An 18,100-nucleotide genomic window follows, 5' to 3' on the forward strand; every position below is an offset into this window, starting at 1 on the left:
GCCCGGGACCGGGCCCGCCCCCGGCGCGCGTGCCCGCGCACCCGTGCGGCACCGCCAACACGCCGGCCGCGGGCCGCCCGAACTCCTCGCACGGCCGGGCGTGTTGCCCCGGCTCCTCGCACACGCGCGCGGCGGGCGGCGCCGGTTCGGCCGTACGACCGGGCGCGCGTGAGGGGAGGGCCGGGGCGGGGCCCCGGGCCGCCGTTACTCGGGGACGGTGAAGTAGCGGGCGAAGGCGGGCACGATCTCCTCTTCGCCCACCCGGCCGTCGGCATCGGTGTCGAGCGCGGCGGCGGTCGCCCGCGCGACCTCCTCGGGCACCCCGAGCACCCTCAGCACCCGCACGGTGTCCTCGACGGTCGCGGCGCCGTCGCCGTCGGCGTCCGCGACGGCCAGGGCCGCGTGCAGGAAGGGGCGGGCGATCTCCGCGAACCGGCCCGGGTTGTCGCGCAGCCGCTTGACCGCGCCGGTCACGAACTCCTGCCGGGTGATGCGCTGGTCGCCGTCGCGGTCGGCGATCCCGGCCATGCCCTGCCAGAAGGCCTCCGCACCGGCGTAGAGGGCCTGGCCCTTGTCGGAGCGGGCGGCGATGTGGAACTCGGTGAGCAGCGCCTTGGCCGCCACGCTGAAGTCCCCGCGGTCGATGTAGCCGTTGCCGTCCTGGTCGAAGGTGGCGAACCGGGCCGCGATCCTGCGCTCGTACTCGCTGCTGACCATGTCTTCTGGGGCCGCCTCACGTGTGGGGGTGCAATTGGCAGGGAGCGTACGACGCGAGCGGCCGCCCGGGGACGGGAAAGCCACGGTTGTGCCAGGACCGGGTGAATTCCGGGAGCCGGAACAGGGCCGTGGGGCGCAGGGGTGGCGGGGTTGCGGGGGCTGTGGGTGCTCAGGCCGACAGGGGTTCCTGGGGTTCCTCGTCGACGGCCGCCGCGAGATCGGGGTAGACGTCGAAGAGGCGGCGGACGCCGAGCGCGCCGAGCACGCGGTTGACGTGGGACCCCTCGACGGCGCCGCCGGCCGGCAGGATCAGCCGCAGCCGGCCCTGGCAGGAACGGATCAGGCGGCGGGCGGCGATGAGCACGCCGACGCCGCTGGAGTCACAGAAGAAGACGTCCGAGAGGTCCAGCACGAGGTCGTGCCGGCCGTCGGCCACCACCTCGTGGATGCGCTGGCGCAGCATCGGCGAGGTCACGAGGTCCAGTTCGCCCGCGACCCGCAGGACGCTCCACCCGCCCTGCTCGTCGCCGGTCACGTTCAACGCCACGGCCTGCCCTCCGCTCGCCGGATCTTCCCCGGAACCGCCCGGAAACGGAAGCAGTTCCTACGCTTCTTTCCGCGCGGCTGCCCAGCGGCCGTTCCCCCAAACACCGTGCTGCAAACGACCATGATCCTCCACAGGTCTTGTTTCGGTCACCTTCCATCGTGTTCGATCAGACTTGATCTAAAACGATGGGGTAATCGCCTATCCGTGCGCCCCTCTACCACCTGGGGCTCTTCAGGGGGCGCACATCACCATAAAGGGGCGTGCGCGGGTGAACGTGCCGACTACATTCGAGGAGACCGGACAGACACGCTGGACCAGGAACCGGCCGGGGCAGCCGCACGGCACGGCCGGGCGTGAAGGGGGCCGCATGGCGAAGAAGGACGCACCGCCCCACTGGGACCGCAGGATGCAGCAGCGGCTGGCGCGCGGGGAGGCGGCCGCCCTCGGCGAGCTGTACGACCGGTTCGCCTCGCTCGTGCACAACCTCGCCCACCGCGTACTCGGGGACGAACGGGCTGCCGACAGCGTCACCCGCGAGGTCTTCGTCCACGTCTGGCAGCACCCCGGCGCCTACGACCCCGCGCAGGGCCCGCTGCGCTCCTGGGTGGCCACGCTCACCCACCGGCTCGCCGTGCAGCGCCTGCGCACCACCGGGGCCGCCGCCCTCGCCGACGGCGGGCCGGGCTCACCCGAGGAACTGGAGCGCAAGGTGCGCCGCGCCTCCGTGGCCGCCCGCGCCGACTACATCGTCCACTCCATGCCGGCCCCGCTGCGCGCCGCCCTCGAACTGGCCTACTTCCAGCGGCGCGACTACCGCCAGACCGCCGCCGACCTCGGGGTCGGCGAGGACGAGGCCCGCCGGCGCCTCCGCCTCGGCCTGCAACTGCTGTCCACCGCCCACGACGCCGGCGGCCTCGGCGCGCCGCCCGGGTACGGGGGCGCGGCATGAGCGGCGCGCGGGCGCCCTGGGCCGGTGCACAGCCGCCGCCCGCCCGGGGAGGACCGACAGAGCGGAAGGACGGGACCGTGCTGGAGCATCACGTCCTGAAGTCGCTCCTCGGAGCCTGGGCGCTGGCGGCCTGCTCCGCCGAGGAGGCGACGGCAGTCGAGGAGCACCTGGGCGGGTGCGGCGACTGCGCGGACGAGGCGCTGCGGCTGCGCGACGCGGTCGGCCTGCTGCACCGGCCCGACAGCCTCGACCTGGACCCGGGCCTGCGCACCCGAGTCCTGGACGCCTGCCTGGAGCGGCGCCCCGCGCAGATCCCGGTGCCCGGCTGGGCGGCGCCCTACGACACGGAGACCGCGCGGCTCGACGCGCTGCTCCAGGACTTCGGGGACGCGGAGTGGCACGCGCCGGTGCGGCTGCGGTGGTTCGAGGACGGGCAGGCGGAGAGCCGCCGTACGACGGTCGCCGGGGTCATCGCGCACCTGCTGAGCGTCGACGGGCTCGTCGCCCTCTCGCTCGGTCTGGAGGACCCGCTCGGCGAGGCGCCCGCGGCCGGCCCGACACCCGCGGCCCGCACCGAGGCCCGCCGGCGGGCCTCGCCCTTCCCGCCGACCCGCTCCGTACGCGGCCCGTGGCGGGACCAGACGCACGCGATCGTACGGACGGTGTCCCTCACCGGAGGGGACGGCGGAGCACGTACGGCGGGGGCCGCGGCTGCCGGGGCGTCCGCCGGCGCGGGGGCGACCGGTGCCACCGGGGCGGCAGGCGCCGCCGTGGCCGCCGGCGGGGCGGGGACGACCGCCATGGCGGGGGCCGCCCGTGCGGCCGGTGCCGCCACCGGGGCCTGGGGGCCGCCGCCGGTGCCCTACGGCGGCTTCGCGCTGCCGCTGCGGGACGCGCTGCTCGACCGGGCCTTCGAGTGCTGGGTGCACGCGGAGGACATCGCGGAAGCGGTGGACTACCCCTACGACCCGCCCGCCCCGCGGCACCTGCACGAGATGATCGACCTCGCCGCCCGGTTGCTGCCGGGCGCGCTGGCCACGCGGCGCCGGGCGGGTCTCGCGGCGCCCGCCCGCGCCCGGCACCTCGTCCCCGCGGGCGCACCGGGGCGCAGCCTGCGGCTGGAGATCGAGGGCAGGGGCGGCGGCGAGTGGCTGATCCCGCTCGACGCGCCGGGCGCGGCGGGCTCCGCGGAGCACCAGGTGGCCCACGTGGCGCTGGACGGGGTGGAGTTCTGCCGACTGGCCGCCGGGCACGTCGCTCCGGGCGAGGCGGCGGCCGGCCGGGTCGGCGACCCCGACGCGATCAGCGACGTGCTGTACGCGGCCGCGTCCCTGAGCCGGATGTGACGCCCCGGGGGAGAGGCCGCACGCGGCTGCCCCGACGTCGGGTGCCGGTGCCGCGACCGGGAACGTTCACCGGCACGCGACGCCGGCGACCCTGTCCGGGCACAGCGCTGGTCAGGCGAAGACCACCGTGCGCCGGCCGTTCAGCAGGATGCGGTGCTCGGCGTGCCACTTCACCGCGCGGGCGAGGGCCTGGCACTCCACGTCCCGGCCGATCGCGACGAGCTGGTCCGGGTCGACGCCGTGGCCGACCCGCTCGACCTCCTGCTCGATGATCGGGCCCTCGTCCAGGTCGGCGGTGACGTAGTGCGCCGTCGCGCCGATCAGCTTCACGCCCCGGGCGTGCGCCTGGTGGTACGGCTTGGCGCCCTTGAAGCTCGGCAGGAAGGAGTGGTGGATGTTGATGATCCGGCCGCTGAGCTGCTTGCACAGGTCGTCGGAGAGGACCTGCATGTAGCGGGCGAGGACGACCAGTTCGACGTTCTCCTCGCGCACGATCTCCAGCAGCCGCGCCTCGGCCTCGGCCTTGGTGTCCCGGGTCACCGGGAGGTGGTGGAACGGGACGTTGTACGAGCCCACCAGCTCGGCGAAGTCCGTGTGGTTGGACACCACCGCCGCGATGTCCACCGGCAGCGCGCCGATCCGCGCGCGGAAGAGCAGGTCGTTCAGGCAGTGCCCGTACTTGCTGACCATCAGGACGATCCGCATCTTCGTCTCGGCCCGGTGGAGCTGCCAGTCCATGCCGAAGGAGTCGCCGACCGCGGCGAAGCTGGCGCGCAGCTTGTCCACGGTCACCGGGGACTCGGCGGAGAAGTGGACGCGCATGAAGAACAGTCCCGTGTCCTGGTCGCCGAACTGCTGGCTGTCCACGATGTTGCAGCCGGTCATGAACAGATAGCTCGACACGGCGTGCACGATGCCCTTTTTGTCCGGGCAGGAAAGAGTCAGGACGTACTGGTCGGCCGGGGCCGCCTCGGATCGGGGGGACTGCTCAGTCATGCAGGACAGGTTCCCACACGGGCGGCCCGCCGCGGACGCCCGTCCGCAGGACGGGACGGGCGCGACGGCACGGCGGGACGGCCGCGCGACGCGCGGACGCCGCTCCCCTACGCGGCGTGGGTCATGAGGCGCAGCGCCTCCAGGCTGCGCGGCGCGGCCTGCGGGTCGTCGCCGTCGCCGGCCGCCAGGCGCAGGTGCGCGTCGCGCGCCGCCCGCACCGCCTCGGGCCAGCCGTGGTGGTCGAGGTACGCGGCCACCGGGGCGTCCGGACCTACCTGGTGCATGATCCGCAGCACCCGCAGCACGGCCGTGTCGACGAGTGCCGCCTCCTGCGAGTCCCGGAAGATGGTGCCGACGTACTTCTCGGCGGACCAGTTGTCCAGCCAGGTGTCCTCGACCAGGCGGTAGACGGCGTCGGTCACGTCGCCGTACCCCTCGACCCCCGCCAGCCAGACGTCCCGCTGGAACACCGGGTCGGAGAGCATGTGCAGCGCGGAGCGCACATTGCTGCGCCAGCGCCACCACGGCATGTCGTTGAGTGGCATGCCGCCCATGGTGGAGGAGCGACGGCCGCGACGGGAAGAGTTCTCCGAACCTTGCACGGTCATCGATCGTACGTTCTCCTTACCGGCGTCCCCGCCGCCCCCCGCAATTCACCCGTACGTCACCCATTGTCGACCACGAGTCACTCCGGGGTTGGCGATGTGCCGGAATCGTGCGGAACATGACCGGCAGGCGACACAGGCGCACCGCACTCCTCCCCGCCCCCGCACGGGCCGCCGGAAGAGGAAGGCGCCTGCTGACCGCGGGCGCGCTGGCGGCGTGCGCGTCGCTGTCCGCCGGATGCGGTGTCGTTCCCGGTGCCACGGGGGGCTCCGGGAACGACACCGTCACCGTGATGACCTGGGCGCCGGATGCCACCCCGGCGACCAACAAGCCCGGCATGCCCGCCCTGGCCCGCGCCTACGCCCGCTGGGTCAACGCGGCGGGCGGCATCGCCGGGCACAAGCTCAAGGTCGTGACCTGCAACGAGAGCAACGACAGCGTGGCCGCGGCGAAGTGCGCCCGGCTCGCCGTCAAGGAGGGCGTCGCCGCCGTCGTCGGCTCGTACAGCCAGTACAGCGACTCCTTCTTCCCTCCGCTGGAGAGCGCCGGCATCCCCTACATCGGCGGATACGGCGTCACCACCGCCGAGTTCACCCGTGCCCTGTCCTACCCCGTCAACGGCGGGCAGCCCGCCCTGCTGGCCGGACTCGGCCGGGAACTCGCCGCGCGCTGCGGCCCGGTCGCCCTCGTGCGGCCCGACAGCATCGCGGGCGACGAACTGCCCGGCCTGCTCGACGCGGGGCTCGAGGCCGGCGGCCACGCCCCGGCCCACGACCTGCTCGCCGCCGACGACGCCACCGCGTACACCGGGCAGGCGGCCACGGCACTGGCACGGGCGGCCTCGGTACCGGGGAAGAAGGGCTGCGTGATCCCGGCCCTGGGGGAGCGCACCAACATCTTCATGGACTCCTTCCGCCGGGCCCGGCAGAAGTACCCGGCGGTGCGCACCGCCGCCGTGCTCGGCAGCGTCGACCAGACCGTGATCGACGCGAGCGGCGGGCGGTCGGGGCCGTACGAAGGGGCGTCCATCACCGGCTGGTACCCGGTGGCGGACGATCCGCGCTGGGACGCGATGAAGAAGGTGATCAACGAGCAGGCCTTCGGCGACAACCGCGTGGATCCCACGGACGCCGGGGTGCAGACCACGTGGATCGCCTACACCGTCCTGCGGGCCGTCCTGGAGAAGATCGGCTCCGGGCCGGTGAACGCCGACACCGTACGGCGCACCCTCGACTCCGGTCTGGCCGTCGAAACGGGCGGCCTGACCCCGCGGCTGCGGTGGCCCCTGTCGGGCCCCTTCGCCTCCACCGGCTTCGCCCGCCTGGCCAACGCCGACGTGACGCTCCAGGTCGTCCGCCAGGGCCGCCTGGTGTCGGCCACCCACGGCTTCGTCGACGTGACGGCGTCGCTCCAGGCCGCCGACACGGAGTGAGCCGCGGCACGGGCCGGAGCCCCTGAGTCCCTGCCACGGACGGGAGCCCCCGCCACGGGCCGAACCGGGGCACGGGGTGCACTGGGGCGCGGGGTGCACCGCGGCGCGGGGAGCATCGCGGCGCGGGGAGCATCGCGGCAGGGACGGAACCGCCTCGGTCCGGGCTCAGAGCTGGGTCGGCTGGCGTTCCGTCAGGCCGTACTTCTTCGCGATGGCGTTCCACAGCCGCGCGGCCTTGTTCTTCTGCGCGCTGGCCACCCCGCTCTGGCGGTTGCCGGCCTGGGCGTGGCTGGTGTTACGGGCGTGGCCCTTGTCGCACCCCTTCTTGCCGTGCGCCTGGTCGGCCCAGGCCGCGTAGTGCTGGTCGGCCGACTGGGACGCCTTCCAGGCGCTGGTGAGCGCGCTGGTCAGCGCCGCGTGGTCGGGCAGCTTGTCCACGGGCAGCGACCCCAGCCGCGTCACCAGCGAACCCCGCTGCTTGGCAGCGCCGCGCAGGTCGGCGGCGGCCTGGCCGAGGTTGTCGCACCCCTTGACGTCGGCCACCGCCTTGATCACGGAGGCGCGGCTGCTGCCGCTGTCGGCCAGCAGCTTGTCCAGCGCGACGGCCTGCTGCCGGGCCGGGTCCGGGGCGGGGGCCGAGGCGGAACCGTCGGTGGCGGGAGCGGTCGCGGAGACGCCGGCGGTCTTGTCGGTGTGCCCGCCGCTGTCACCGCCGCCACCGCTGAGCAGCGCACCGGCGCCGACGCCGAGCACGACGATGCCGGCTCCGACGGCCGCGATCAACGGCACCCGCGACCGGGTCCGCCGGCCGCCGCCGTCCCCGCCGCCCTCCGCCTGCCCGGCGTACGGCGTCCCGCCCGGGCCGCCAGGACCGGGCTGACCGTACTGACCGGACGGGACGCCCGGCCCGGGGCGGGCGCCGGGACCCGGCCTGCCGTCGTGCGGCTGCTGGAAACGCGGGAGGTGCTGCGTGGCCGGGGCGCCGCCGCCCGCGCCGTCGCGGAAGAGGTTGTCGAACTCGGCCGGGGTCTGCCGGCCGCCCTCGGCGCCGGGCACCGCGCCGTAGGGCGCCGCCCCGCCGGTCCGGGCGTCCACCGGGGCAATGAACTGGGTGGCCTCGGCGTCCGGGCCGGTGCCGGGCGCGCCGGGCGCCGGCGTGCCGCCGTCTGGCGGTACGTGCCCGAGGAACCGGGTCGACGGGTCGCCGGCCGCCGGGGGCATGGCGCCCGCTGTGACCGGCGGTATGAACTGCGTCGCGCCCTCGTCCGCCGGTGCGGCGGCCACGGGCGGCAGGTACTGGGTGGCGCCCTCGTTCACCGGGGCGGGGGCGACCGGGGGCAGGAACTGGGTCGCGCCCTCGTCGCCGGGCGCGCCGGGGCCGCCGCCCTGCCCGGCCGGCAGGCCGTAGGGGGCCGGACCGGCGGGCGGCAGCGGGACGCCGTGCTGCGGGGCGCCGGGGGCCTGCGGAGTGCCGTACGGGGTGGCCGGACCCGCCGGAGGCAGGGGCGCCGCCTGCCCGGGAGCACCTTGATACGGCTGGTGCTGCTGGTGTGGCTGGTGCTGCTGGAACCCTTGGTCCGCCCCCGGGAACCCCTGGTTCTGCTGGTACGGCGGCTGGGCGCCGCCGCCGTGCGTGCCGTGGGCCGGCGCTGGGGCGCCCTCCGGGGGAAGCGGGCCCGCGCCGGTGTGCCCGCCGGGGCCGCCGGTCTGGCCGTGGGCGTCCCACTGGGCCGGTGGAGTCTGCGGGTGGGGCTGGGTGGAGTCCCAGTGCTGGGCGGGCGGCGTCGGCCAGCCCTGCCCGGACTGCTGCGGCGGCGCCTGCCCCGCCTCCGGGCCCCACGGCTGGCCCCAGGACTGGCCGCCGGCCGGAGCCTGGGCCGGGCCCTGCCCCGGGGGCTGCGCGGGTGCCAGTCCGCCCGGTCCGCCCGGTCCGCCCGTCGTGCCCGGCAGCAGGGGCTGCCCACCGTCGGAAGGCAGCACGATGCCTTCGCGCGCGGGCCGCGCCGAGGGCTCCTCGCCCTGTCCACTCTGCGTCACCGGGACTCCTACGAATGGGGGACTTGCGGAATCGTCGGCTCACGCTACCGGGTCCCCCGAGCCCGGTGCTACGCAGCACAGGGCTCGACCTCCTTCCCCGCCTCCCCAGTAACAAAACCCGCGGTCGGCACGCTGTTATATGGGTCACGGCGCCGCTCTCACGCCGCCATCTGCACCTCCAGCCGGGCGCCGAACTCCCGTACCACCGCCTCGTCCCGGTACGGATCGAGGCGCTGCTGGAAGTCCTCCAGGTACTCCGCACCCCGGTTGGACCGCAGCGTCTCCAGCAACTCCACCGCCTTCAGACCGGTGTTGCAGGCCTGCTCGACCTCCCGCTGCTGCACCTGCGCCGTGGCGAGGAGCACGTACCCGATGGCGCGGCGCCTGGCCCGCGAGGCCGGATGCCCGCTCAGCGCCTGCTCCGCGTGGCGCGCCGCCGCCTCCGCCTGCCCCAGATCGCGGTGGCAGTGCGCCAACTCGTCGGCGAGGTAGGCCTCGTCGAAGTGCGCGATCCAGGCCGGGTCGTCCCCGGTGTCCGGCTCGGCCCGCTCCAGCGCGGCGACCGCGCGCCCGCACGACACCTGGGCCGCCCGCGCGTCCGCCAGCAGCGCGTGCCCGCGCGCCTCCGCCGCGTGGAACATCGCCTCCGCGCGCGGGGTCACACGACCGCGCGCCCCCTCCTGCGCCGCGCGCGCCAACTGGGCGATCTCCCGCGGGTTCCCGAGCTGGGCGGCGAGGTGGCTCATGGAGGCGGCCAGCACATAGCCGCCGTACCCGCGGTCCCCGGCCGCCTGGGCCAGCCGCAGCGCCTGGATGTAGTAGCGCTGGGCGAGCCCCGGTTGCCCGGTGTCCACGGCCATGTAGCCGGCCAGTTCCGTCAGCCGCGCCACGGCGGCGAAGAGATCCCGGCCCACCGCCTCCCGGTACGACCCGGCCAGCAGCCCGGAGACGACGCTGTTGAGGTAGTGCACGACCACCGGGCGCACGTGTCCACTGCCGTAGCTGTGGTCCAGGTCGACCAGCGCCCGCGTCATGGCCCGTACGGCCGCCACGTCGCACTGCCCCACGCGCGGGCCGGCCGAGCGCGCGACCTGCCCGTCCGGCGCGGTGATCAGCCAGTCGCGGCTGGGCTCCACCAGCGCCGAGGCGGCGACCGAGGAACCGGACAGGAAGTCCCGGCGGCCCACGTCACTGCGCCACAGCTCGCAGACCTGCTCGATGGCCCCCAGGACCGTCGGCGAGAACTGGAGGCCCACGCCCGAGGCGAGGTTCTTGCCGTTGGCCATGCCGATCTCGTCGATCGTGACCGTACGGCCCAGTTTGCGGCCCAGCGCCTCGGCGATGACCGCCGGGGCGCGCCCGCGCGGCTGCTGCCCGCGCAGCCAGCGCGCCACGGACGTCTTGTCGTACCGCAGGTCGAGGCCGTGCTCGACGCCGCACATGTTGACCCGGCGGGCCAGCCCGGCGTTGGAACAGCCCGCTTCCTGAATGAGCGCCTGCAGCCGTTCGTTCGGCTGCCGCGCGACGAGAGGCCTGGCGGCCATGGCGTAAACCCCCTGCTTCCTGGCGGCTCGCGTGGCTGCGGTGCCCTGCCCACGCACCGACTTTGACGTGTCTTGCGCGACCGGATCCCGCCGTGTTCCGGCGGAGTTGTCCGTTCGTGAAGATCAATGCCCCACGGACATGACGAAAATGCGGGACATGCGAAGATTGCCGGAGTACCGGAACGGAAAGTGCAGCGGATCCCCCCTCGTGGCCTCCCCCTGCGGCCCTCCCTCCACAGGCCTCCAACAGCCCGTCCCCCTAGGCCTCCACGCCCTTCCGCACCCACGCGGACGTCCCCCCACAGCCCTACCCAGCACCCCCCGGTGCCCCTCCCGCGCGCCCCCGCGGATGCACCCGTGCGCCCCGGGCGCCGACCGGGTGCCCCTCCCCGCGCGCGGGCCCGTCACGGACCGGTGCCATCCGCCCGTAACTCCAGGTGGGCACGGAAGTTGAGAGGAACGTGGAAGAGACGATCCCGGGCACCGAAGCCGCACAGATTGCCGGCCAGATCCCCAAGCAGCGCGGAGACTCGCTGCTGGAGACCGCCGTTCGCTACGCCGAGGAGCGCCACTGGGACGTGTTCCCCGGCACCTGGCTGGAAGTCGTCGACGGCACCCAGCGCTGCTCCTGCGCCGACCCCGCCTGTGCCGCGCCCGGCGCACACCCCGCGCGCGACGACTGGACGACCCAGGCCACCGGCAGCGCCACCGTGGCGCGCAGGATGTGGCAGAAGCAGCCGGCCGCCTCCATCCTGCTGCCCACCGGCCGCTCCTTCGACGCGCTCTGCGTCCCCGAGACCGCCGGGTTCCTCGCGCTGGCCCGGCTGGAGCGGAGGGAGCTGACCCTCGGACCGGTCACCCTCACCCCCGAGCGCCGGATGCAGTTCCTCGTACTGCCCGGCGCGTGCGCGAAACTCCCCGACCTCGTGCGCAAGCTGGGCTGGTCGCCGGGCTCCCTCGACCTGGCCGCGCTCGGTGAGGGCGCGTACATCGCCGCACCTCCCACCCGGTACGGCTCGCGGGGAGCCGTGCAGTGGGCCTGCCGTCCCACCGCCGCCAACCGGTGGCTGCCGGACGCCGAGGAACTGGTGTCGGCACTGGCGTACGCGTGCGGCAGGGACAAATAGCCGCATAAGAGGGCACTTGGCGGAACGGCACGGTACAACGGCGCCCGTGGGCGCCCCGGCCACTCCCCCGTAGGGTTCTTCCTGACGGAGGGAGCACAGCAGTGGTGGACACCAGCGCCGTACGGATCCAGGGACTGTGGAAGCGGTTCGGGCAACAGGTCGCCGTGGCCGGGATCGATCTGGAACTGCCGGCCGGCAGGTTCATCGGGCTGGTCGGGCCGAACGGAGCGGGGAAGACCACCACGCTCTCCATGGTGACCGGGCTGCTGCGGCCCGACGCCGGCAGCGTCGAGGTCGTCGGGCACGACGTGTGGCGCGACCCGGTCGCCGTGAAGGCCCGGATCGGCGTCCTGCCCGAGGGCCTGCGGCTCTTCGAACGGCTGTCGGGCCGCGAACTGCTCTCGTACTCCGGCCGGTTGCGCGGCCTGCCCGCCGCCGAGGTGGAGCGCCGGGCTACGCAGCTGCTCGACGTGCTCGACCTGGCCGGCGCCCAGCACAAGCTGGTCGTCGACTACTCGACCGGCATGCGCAAGAAGATCGGACTCGCCGCGGCGCTCCTGCACAACCCCGAAGTGCTCTTCCTGGACGAGCCGTTCGAGGGCGTCGACCCGGTGTCCGCGCAGACCATCCGGGGCGTCCTGGAGCGGTACACCGCCTCCGGCGCGACTGTCGTGTTCTCCTCGCACGTCATGGAACTGGTCGAGTCCCTGTGCGACTGGGTGGCCGTACTCGCCGCGGGCCGGATCCGCGCCCAGGGCCCGCTCGCCGAGGTGCGCGGCGAGGCACCCACCCTCCAGCAGGCCTTCCTCGAACTCGTCGGCGCCCAGGGCCGCGACGCCGGCTCCGACCTCGACTGGCTCGGCGGCGGCACCCGATGAGCACGGACCCGAAGGACGCGGACCCGATGAGCCCGGACCCCGTGAGCGCAGACCTCAGGAGCGCGAACCCCCTGAGCACGGACCCGATGAACGCGGACGCGATGAACGCGGGGCGCGCACCGGAGGGCATCACGCCCGTTCTGGTGCGGTTGAAACTGTCCCTGCTGCGCAACGGGCTGCGCCAGTCCGGCGGCCGACGCGCCGCCTACCTCACCTCGGCCGTGTTCGCGCTGCTCTTCGCCGCCTTCCAACTGCTCGGGTTCGCGTTCCTGCGCGGCCACGCGCACGCCGTCTCCGTGGCCGTGCCGAGCGCGGCCGTGCTCGCCCTCGGCTGGGCGGTGATGCCCCTGTTCTTCCCCAGCGGCGACGAGACCCTGGACCCGACCCGCCTCGTGATGCTGCCGCTGCGTCCGCAGCCGCTCGTGCGGGCACTGCTCGCGGCCTCGCTGGTCGGCATCGGACCGCTGTTCACGGCACTGCTGCTGGTGGGCTGCGCGATCTCGGTGGCGCACGGCGCGGCGGCGTACGCCGTCGCCGTCCTCGGCGTCGCCCTGGCGCTGCTGGTGTGCGTGGCGCTCGCCCGGGCCGTGGCCGCCGCCAACACGCGGCTGCTGTCCAGCCGCAAGGGCCGCGACCTGGCCGTGCTCAGCGGACTCGTCGTCGCGGTCGGGGCCCAGCTGGTCAACTTCGGCGCGCAGCACCTGGGGTCCTCGGGGCTCGGCAAGCTCGACCCGGTGACCTCCGTGCTGCGCTGGGTGCCGCCCGCGTCGGCCGTGGACGCGATCAACTCGGCGAGCGAGGGCTCGTACGCGGTCGCCGTGGCGCAGCTCGCCCTGACCGCCGTCGCGCTGGCCGCGCTGCTGGGCCTGTGGTCCCGCAGCCTGACCCGGCTGATGACCTCCCCCGACTCCTCCACCGTCCAGGCCTCCGACGCCACCGCCCGCAAACGCTCCCGCGACGGCAGCCGTCCCCGACTGCTCCCGGCCGGCCGCACCGGCACCGTGATGGAACGCTCGCTGCGCTACGTCCTGCGCGACCCGAAGACGAAGGCGTCCTGGGTGACCTCGCTGGCCATCGGCCTGATCGTCCCCGTCTTCAACGCCCTCCAGGGCACCGGCTCCGTCTACCTGGCCTGCTTCGCCGCCGGCATGCTCGGCGTCCAGATGTACAACCAGTTCGGCCAGGACACCTCCGCGTTCTGGATCGTCGCGCTGACGATCTCCTCCCCACACGACGCCTACCTGGAACTGCGCGGCCGGGCCCTGGCCCTCCTGGCCGTCACCCTGCCCTACGCCGTCCTCGTCACCGTGCTGACGGCGGCGCTGGTCGGCGACTGGGCACAGCTGCCCGAGGTGCTCGGCCTCTCCCTCGCGCTGCTCGGCGCGATGCTGGCGACGGGCGCGTGGGCGTCGGCGCATTTCCCGTACTCCATCCCGCAGGAGGGCTACAAGAACGTCGCCCCCGGGCAGGCCGGCCTGGCCTGGATCGCCATCTTCGGCGGCATGCTCGGGGCGGCCCTGTTGTGCGCCCCCGTCATCGCCCTGGCCATCTGGACGAACGTCAGCACGACCGGCGAAGGCCTCGGCTGGCTCCTGCTGCCCGTGGGCGCGGCCTACGGCGCCACGATCACCCTCCTGGGCCTACGCCTCTCCGCCCCCCGCACCGCGACCCACCTCCCGGAAATCCTCACCGCGGTGAGCAAGGGCTGAGACGGCTCGCTCGCCTGACAGACATCGCGCGCCTGAGGGGTCTGATGCGGGGCTTGTCCGCCCCCTGACGCGAGGCACCTGGGCGGGCGCGGCCGGGTGGCGGGCGTTGCCCGTGACCGCCGGGTGCTCGGCGTGGAAGGCCCTCAGGAACTCCTCCTGGACGGCCGACGGCACGAAGGGAACCGCGGAGGGTGTCGCGCTCATGGGGTGAGGACCGCCTCCAGGAAGGGCATGACGGCCGCCCGCCAGGCATCGGGCTGGTCGTAGTGGATGAGGTGGCCGGCGTCGGCGACCTCCGCGTACTCGCCGCGCGGCAGGACACGGACCATCTCCTGCGCCTCGGCGCGGCCGAGCTCACCGTCGAGGCCGCGCACGACGAGGGCCGGGCACCGCACCTGGGCCAGCTCCTCCCAGTGCGCGTCGTAGACCCACGTCTCCCTGGAGGCGAGCATGTGTTCGGGCTCGAACACGGGACGCCAGCCGTCCGCGCACTCGTGCATGATCTCGGCGTAGAAGGCGCCCCGGGCCGGATTCGGCCGTTCCACCCACGGGTCGTCCTCGCCGAACCACTTGCGGACGTCGGCGAGCGTGGCGAAGGGCGTCGGCCAGGTCTTGAACCAGTCCTCCCACTCTCGCTGGGAGGAGGCGCCGAGCGCGGAGGCCCGCATGTCGCAGACGACCAGCCCGCGCACCAGGTCGGGGCGCTGGGCGGCGAGCTGCCAGGCCGTCAGTGCCCCCATCGCGTGACCGACGAGGACGACGGGTCCGAGACCGAGCTGCTCCACGGCCGCCGCGGCGTCCTCGACGTAGGCCTGGCGGGTGTGGGCGCCCGGCGGGGGCTTCTCGCTCTGGCCGTGGCCCCGCTGGTCGAGGGCGACGGCCCGGTGCCGCTCGGCGAGCCAGCGGGCCGTCGGCGCCCAGTGCGAGGCCCGGCCCATCAGTCCGTGGAGCAAGAGCACCCCGCCGCTCCGCCCGGCCGGGGCGACCTGCGCGGGACCGTTCGGATCGGGCGGCCCCGGCAGTCGCTGCGGCACGTCGTGCCGGTGCGCCCCGTTCTGGGCCGGTACGAACGGCGGGCCCTTGGGGGGTTCGGCGAACTCCCAGGCGGCCAGCCGTACGCCGCCCGCCCCGGTCACATCGATGCGTCGCGCCATGTGGTCCGGCACCCCCTACCTCTGACCCAGCCCTGACCCAGCTCTGTCCCGGCTCCCGGAAGCCGCGGTTCCACCCGCCGGTTCCGCTGGCCAGATTATCGAATGCTCATTCGAAAAAGCCGCTTGCGCCACGAACTCCCCTCGTTCGAGTGACCCCCCACAAGGAATGATCGCCGCCGCCGAGGGGAGATCTTCAACGGGAGGCGGACCACTCGGGGAAAAGCGGTCCGAGGGGGACGACCCTGAGAGCTCGGGGCTCCGGGTCGTACAGGGGAGGACAGGCCCCGGCGCCACACGGCGCCGGGGCCCTACCCCTGTCTGCGGCACATCCTCCCCCACCCCTGAGCGTCATATGCCTCCGGAGACCGGCGGCGCAAGCCACCGGGCGGCCGCCCCGGGTCCGCCACCGGATCAGCGCTTGGCGACGAAGACGTGCGAGGCGACCTCCGCCTCCAGCTCCGCCGCCTCACCGCCACTGCCCACCAGCACCCCGCCCGCCGACTCCGTCACGCTCACCACCGAACCGGGCTGCACACCCGCCCGGCGCAGCGTGTACATCAGCTGCGCGTCCGTCTGGATCGGCTCGCCGATCCGGCGCACCACGACCGTCTTCCCGTCGGCCCCCGGGTCCAGCTCGGCCAGCGACACCAGCCCCGCGTCCAGGAACGGGTCCGCGCCGTCCTTCTCGCCCAGCTCCTCCAGGCCCGGGATGGGGTTGCCGTACGGCGACTCGGTCGGGTGCCGCAGCAGCTCCAGCACCCGCCGCTCCACCGCCTCGCTCATCACGTGCTCCCAGCGGCACGCCTCGGCGTGCACCTGCTCCCACTCCAGGCCGATCACGTCGACCAGCAGACACTCCGCCAGCCGGTGCTTGCGCATCACGCGCGTGGCCAGCCTGCGGCCCTCGTCCGTCAGCTCCAGGTGCCGGTCCGCGGCCACCGAGACCAGGCCGTCGCGCTCCATCCGCGCGACCGTCTGGCTCACCGTCGGCCCACTCTGGTCCAGGCGCTCCGCGATCCGGGCGCGCATGGGGACGACGCCTTCCTCCTCCAGCTCGAGGATGGTGCGGAGATACATCTCCGTGGTGTCGATCAGTCCGGACATACGTGCCCCTCGATTACCTCTGCCGGAAGCCCTGCGACTCCGCGGCGCGTGCGCTGGCCCTGGACTCAATTCTGACGCATACCACTGACAACCGGAGCGCTCCGCGCGAACGCCGGGCCGGGCACGGGCGGGCGCAGCGTTCCTTGCGGACGCAGACGACCCGCGAGCTGGGTCCCTCCGCCTGACGGCGGAGAAGCCGGCCGGACGTACCGGCAGCTCGCGGGTCGGGTGACTGCTTGGGATTGGGCCGGCCGCACACGCGTCTCACGTGCTGGTCCGGCACCGCACTGGATGTGGTGACGGGCCGCTAGCCCGCAGCCACCTCACGCGTCCGGGATTCATACATTCTCCGGATCACCTCCTTTCGGTGTGAGCCCCACACTAGGAACCGCGCGGCCGCCGCTCAACTGTTTTTTCATCCGGACCGAATGCGTGGCCTGCCCCGTCACCTCCCCGGGCGCCCGGGCTCCAGCAGTGCCGCCAGGTCCAGGGCGGTCGCGATGCGTACGGCGACGTCCTCGGCGTGGGCCGCGTCGGTGCGTTCGAAGGGGGCGCGGCCGGCGGTGCGCAGGAAGGTGACGACGCCCAGGGTGCGGCCCCGGCTGCGCAGTACCGCGCACAGGGCGTGCACGGTGTCCGCCGGCCACTGCCGGGCCAGGGCCCATTCGCGTGCCTGGTCGGCCGGCGCGGGTCCGACGGTGGCCCGTACCGAACCGTTCCGTTCGACGCACTGCAGGGCAGGGTGCCCGGCGGCGTAGCGGACGGGGAGGCCGGGGCCGCCGGTGGGCAGGCTGGGGCCCTGGCCGGTGGTGGGGGTGGCGGCGGCGCGGACCAGGCGTACCGGTGCCGCGGGGCCGTCGTCGGGCGGGGTGCCCGCCCCGGTGCCCGAGGGGGGCCGCACCCGGTCGACCAGGGCGTGGTCGGCGAAGCCGGCGAGGGCGAAGTCGAGGTGGACGGTGGCGGCTTCCAGGGGGTCGTCGCACTCGGCGGCGGCGCGGGCGGCGCGGTGCAGCTGGTTGGTGCGGAACCGCAGCAGGGAGGCCTCCTGCTCGGTGTGCCGGGAGTCGGTGACGTCGACGAAGAGCCAGGCGACGCCGAGGGGGACGGGCTCCTCGGCGAGGGGTGAGGCGAGCCGTACGAAGCCGCTGCGCCAGCAGCGCCGCCGCTCGCCCTCGGGGGTGCGCACGCCCACCCAGATCTCGGCGGGCGCGGGCGGTGCGCCCTCGGCCAGGACGTGGGTGAGTACGCCCTCCAGTTCCTCCACGCCCTGGGAGAGGAGTTCGCCCAGGGGGCGGCCGAGGGGGGCGGTGCGGCCGGTGCCGAGGGCGTGGGCGGCGTGCGCGTTGACGATGGCGGGGCGCAGGTCGGCGTCGATGAGGACGACGCCCCAGGAGGCGTCCTCGAAGAGGGCCTCGCTCAGCGCGATGGACCGTTCCAGGTCGATCTGCGCGTGCACCTCGCTGAAGGCGCAGTACAGGCCCGCGGGCGTGCCGTCGGGTCCGCGGACGGCGGCGGACTGGGTGCGCACCAGGACGCGCCCGCCGTCCTTGGTGACCAGGGCGAACTCGTGGACCTGCCGTCCGGGGGCGTGCATGGCGGCCATGAGCCGCCGTTCGACCTCCTCGGCGTCCGCGCTGCGCACGGCCCATCCGGCGAAGCCGTGCCGTCCGACGGCTTCGGCGGCGCTCCAGCCGAGGATGCGTTCGGCCTCGCGGTTCCAGTGGGTGACGACGCCGGCCGCGTCGAAGGCGCACAGGGCCGCGTCCATGCCGTCGAGCAGGGCGGCGAGCAGGTCGGAGCCGTCGGGCCCGTCGGGGACGTGCTGTCCCCCGGGACCGTCCCGGCGGCGCTCGGGCTCGTCCGGCCCCAGCTCGTCGGTGGTTCCTCTACGCCGGGAAGCACTCACCTGAACCCCCTGCAGGCTGCGTCCGCACGTACGGCGCGTCGGTTCACT

The 18,100-nt window shown here is 74.4% G+C and carries 15 protein-coding genes; 6 read left to right on the forward strand and 9 right to left on the reverse strand.

The features are described from left to right. Positions 1 to 204 precede the first annotated feature (204 nt). Both ACFC02_RS02260 and ACFC02_RS02265 read right to left on the reverse strand, forming a co-directional pair. Positions 205 to 717 (reverse strand): EF-hand domain-containing protein, encoded by a 513-nt coding sequence (locus ACFC02_RS02260; RefSeq protein WP_360967049.1) that lies wholly within the window; start codon positions 715 to 717, stop codon positions 205 to 207. A 169-nt stretch (positions 718 to 886) separates the two neighbouring features. Continuing rightward, positions 887 to 1,264, reverse strand: a complete 378-nt coding sequence (locus tag ACFC02_RS02265) for an STAS domain-containing protein (RefSeq protein WP_376350940.1) — start codon at positions 1,262 to 1,264, stop codon at positions 887 to 889. A gap of 367 nt (positions 1,265 to 1,631) precedes the next feature. Between ACFC02_RS02265 and ACFC02_RS02270 the strand changes: the two genes are divergently transcribed. Together ACFC02_RS02270 and ACFC02_RS02275 are read left to right on the forward strand one after the other, a co-directional pair. Next, positions 1,632 to 2,213 (forward strand): sigma-70 family RNA polymerase sigma factor, encoded by a 582-nt coding sequence (locus ACFC02_RS02270; RefSeq protein ID WP_376350943.1) that lies wholly within the window; start codon positions 1,632 to 1,634, stop codon positions 2,211 to 2,213. Next, complete coding sequence (locus ACFC02_RS02275; protein ID WP_376350946.1) at positions 2,210 to 3,559, forward strand: zf-HC2 domain-containing protein; 1,350 nt, start codon at positions 2,210 to 2,212, stop codon at positions 3,557 to 3,559. The genes ACFC02_RS02270 and ACFC02_RS02275 overlap by 4 nt, the downstream gene beginning before the upstream one ends. Positions 3,560 to 3,670: 111 nt before the next feature. Here the strand turns inward: ACFC02_RS02275 and purU are convergent, their stop codons facing one another. After that, complete coding sequence (gene purU / locus ACFC02_RS02280; RefSeq protein ID WP_376350949.1) at positions 3,671 to 4,555, reverse strand: formyltetrahydrofolate deformylase; 885 nt, start codon at positions 4,553 to 4,555, stop codon at positions 3,671 to 3,673. 107 nt (positions 4,556 to 4,662) lie between these two features. Continuing rightward, complete coding sequence (locus ACFC02_RS02285; RefSeq protein WP_376350952.1) at positions 4,663 to 5,163, reverse strand: hypothetical protein; 501 nt, start codon at positions 5,161 to 5,163, stop codon at positions 4,663 to 4,665. A gap of 116 nt (positions 5,164 to 5,279) precedes the next feature. Between ACFC02_RS02285 and ACFC02_RS02290 the strand changes: the two genes are divergently transcribed. Further along, complete coding sequence (locus ACFC02_RS02290) at positions 5,280 to 6,593, forward strand: ABC transporter substrate-binding protein (protein WP_376350955.1); 1,314 nt, start codon at positions 5,280 to 5,282, stop codon at positions 6,591 to 6,593. Between the two features lie 165 nt (positions 6,594 to 6,758). On the opposite strand, the gene ACFC02_RS02295 is transcribed toward ACFC02_RS02290, so the two are convergent. Both ACFC02_RS02295 and ACFC02_RS02300 read right to left on the reverse strand, forming a co-directional pair. Further along, positions 6,759 to 8,630, reverse strand: a complete 1,872-nt coding sequence (locus tag ACFC02_RS02295; RefSeq protein WP_376350957.1) for a hypothetical protein — start codon at positions 8,628 to 8,630, stop codon at positions 6,759 to 6,761. Positions 8,631 to 8,788: 158 nt separating this feature from the next. Next, on the reverse strand, positions 8,789 to 10,174 hold the full coding sequence (locus ACFC02_RS02300) for a transcriptional regulator (RefSeq protein WP_376350960.1): 1,386 nt from the start codon (positions 10,172 to 10,174) through the stop codon (positions 8,789 to 8,791). 461 nt (positions 10,175 to 10,635) lie between these two features. Between ACFC02_RS02300 and ACFC02_RS02305 the strand changes: the two genes are divergently transcribed. From ACFC02_RS02305 to ACFC02_RS02315, 3 genes are all read left to right on the forward strand, one after another. Next, positions 10,636 to 11,301 carry a bifunctional DNA primase/polymerase gene (locus tag ACFC02_RS02305; RefSeq protein ID WP_376350963.1) on the forward strand — a complete coding sequence of 222 codons (666 nt, stop codon included), beginning with the start codon at positions 10,636 to 10,638 and terminating at the stop codon, positions 11,299 to 11,301. Positions 11,302 to 11,402: 101 nt separating this feature from the next. Beyond that, positions 11,403 to 12,179, forward strand: a complete 777-nt coding sequence (locus ACFC02_RS02310; RefSeq protein WP_360967072.1) for an ABC transporter ATP-binding protein — start codon at positions 11,403 to 11,405, stop codon at positions 12,177 to 12,179. Between the two features lie 86 nt (positions 12,180 to 12,265). After that, positions 12,266 to 13,888: a transporter gene (locus tag ACFC02_RS02315; protein ID WP_376351226.1), complete on the forward strand. Its 1,623-nt coding sequence runs from the start codon at positions 12,266 to 12,268 to the stop codon at positions 13,886 to 13,888. 200 nt (positions 13,889 to 14,088) lie between these two features. Here the strand turns inward: ACFC02_RS02315 and ACFC02_RS02320 are convergent, their stop codons facing one another. From ACFC02_RS02320 to ACFC02_RS02330, 3 genes are all read right to left on the reverse strand, one after another. After that, entirely contained in the window at positions 14,089 to 15,042 is a 954-nt protein-coding gene (locus tag ACFC02_RS02320) for an alpha/beta fold hydrolase (RefSeq protein ID WP_376350965.1), read from the reverse strand. 411 nt (positions 15,043 to 15,453) lie between these two features. Then, the gene (locus tag ACFC02_RS02325; RefSeq protein ID WP_360967081.1) at positions 15,454 to 16,146 is read right to left on the reverse strand and encodes a metal-dependent transcriptional regulator; all 693 of its coding nucleotides are present in this window, start codon (positions 16,144 to 16,146) and stop codon (positions 15,454 to 15,456) included. Between the two features lie 445 nt (positions 16,147 to 16,591). Then, positions 16,592 to 18,052 carry a PAS domain-containing protein gene (locus tag ACFC02_RS02330; RefSeq protein ID WP_376350969.1) on the reverse strand — a complete coding sequence of 487 codons (1,461 nt, stop codon included), beginning with the start codon at positions 18,050 to 18,052 and terminating at the stop codon, positions 16,592 to 16,594. Positions 18,053 to 18,100 lie beyond the last annotated feature (48 nt).

The sequence above is a fragment of the Streptomyces sp. NPDC056160 genome (assembly GCF_042268205.1).
Taxonomy (GTDB): domain Bacteria; phylum Actinomycetota; class Actinomycetes; order Streptomycetales; family Streptomycetaceae; genus Streptomyces.

Coding starts and splice junctions, on each gene's coding strand:
- ACFC02_RS02260 (WP_360967049.1), bottom strand. CDS start 717: ATGGTCAGCAGCGAGTACGAGCGCAGGATCGCGGCCCGGTTCGCCACC.
- ACFC02_RS02270 (WP_376350943.1), top strand. CDS start 1,632: ATGGCGAAGAAGGACGCACCGCCCCACTGGGACCGCAGGATGCAGCAG.
- ACFC02_RS02275 (WP_376350946.1), top strand. CDS start 2,210: ATGAGCGGCGCGCGGGCGCCCTGGGCCGGTGCACAGCCGCCGCCCGCC.
- purU (WP_376350949.1), bottom strand. CDS start 4,555: ATGACTGAGCAGTCCCCCCGATCCGAGGCGGCCCCGGCCGACCAGTAC.
- ACFC02_RS02285 (WP_376350952.1), bottom strand. CDS start 5,163: ATGACCGTGCAAGGTTCGGAGAACTCTTCCCGTCGCGGCCGTCGCTCC.
- ACFC02_RS02290 (WP_376350955.1), top strand. CDS start 5,280: ATGACCGGCAGGCGACACAGGCGCACCGCACTCCTCCCCGCCCCCGCA.
- ACFC02_RS02300 (WP_376350960.1), bottom strand. CDS start 10,174: ATGGCCGCCAGGCCTCTCGTCGCGCGGCAGCCGAACGAACGGCTGCAG.
- ACFC02_RS02315 (WP_376351226.1), top strand. CDS start 12,266: ATGAACGCGGACGCGATGAACGCGGGGCGCGCACCGGAGGGCATCACG.
- ACFC02_RS02320 (WP_376350965.1), bottom strand. CDS start 15,042: ATGGCGCGACGCATCGATGTGACCGGGGCGGGCGGCGTACGGCTGGCC.
- ACFC02_RS02325 (WP_360967081.1), bottom strand. CDS start 16,146: ATGTCCGGACTGATCGACACCACGGAGATGTATCTCCGCACCATCCTC.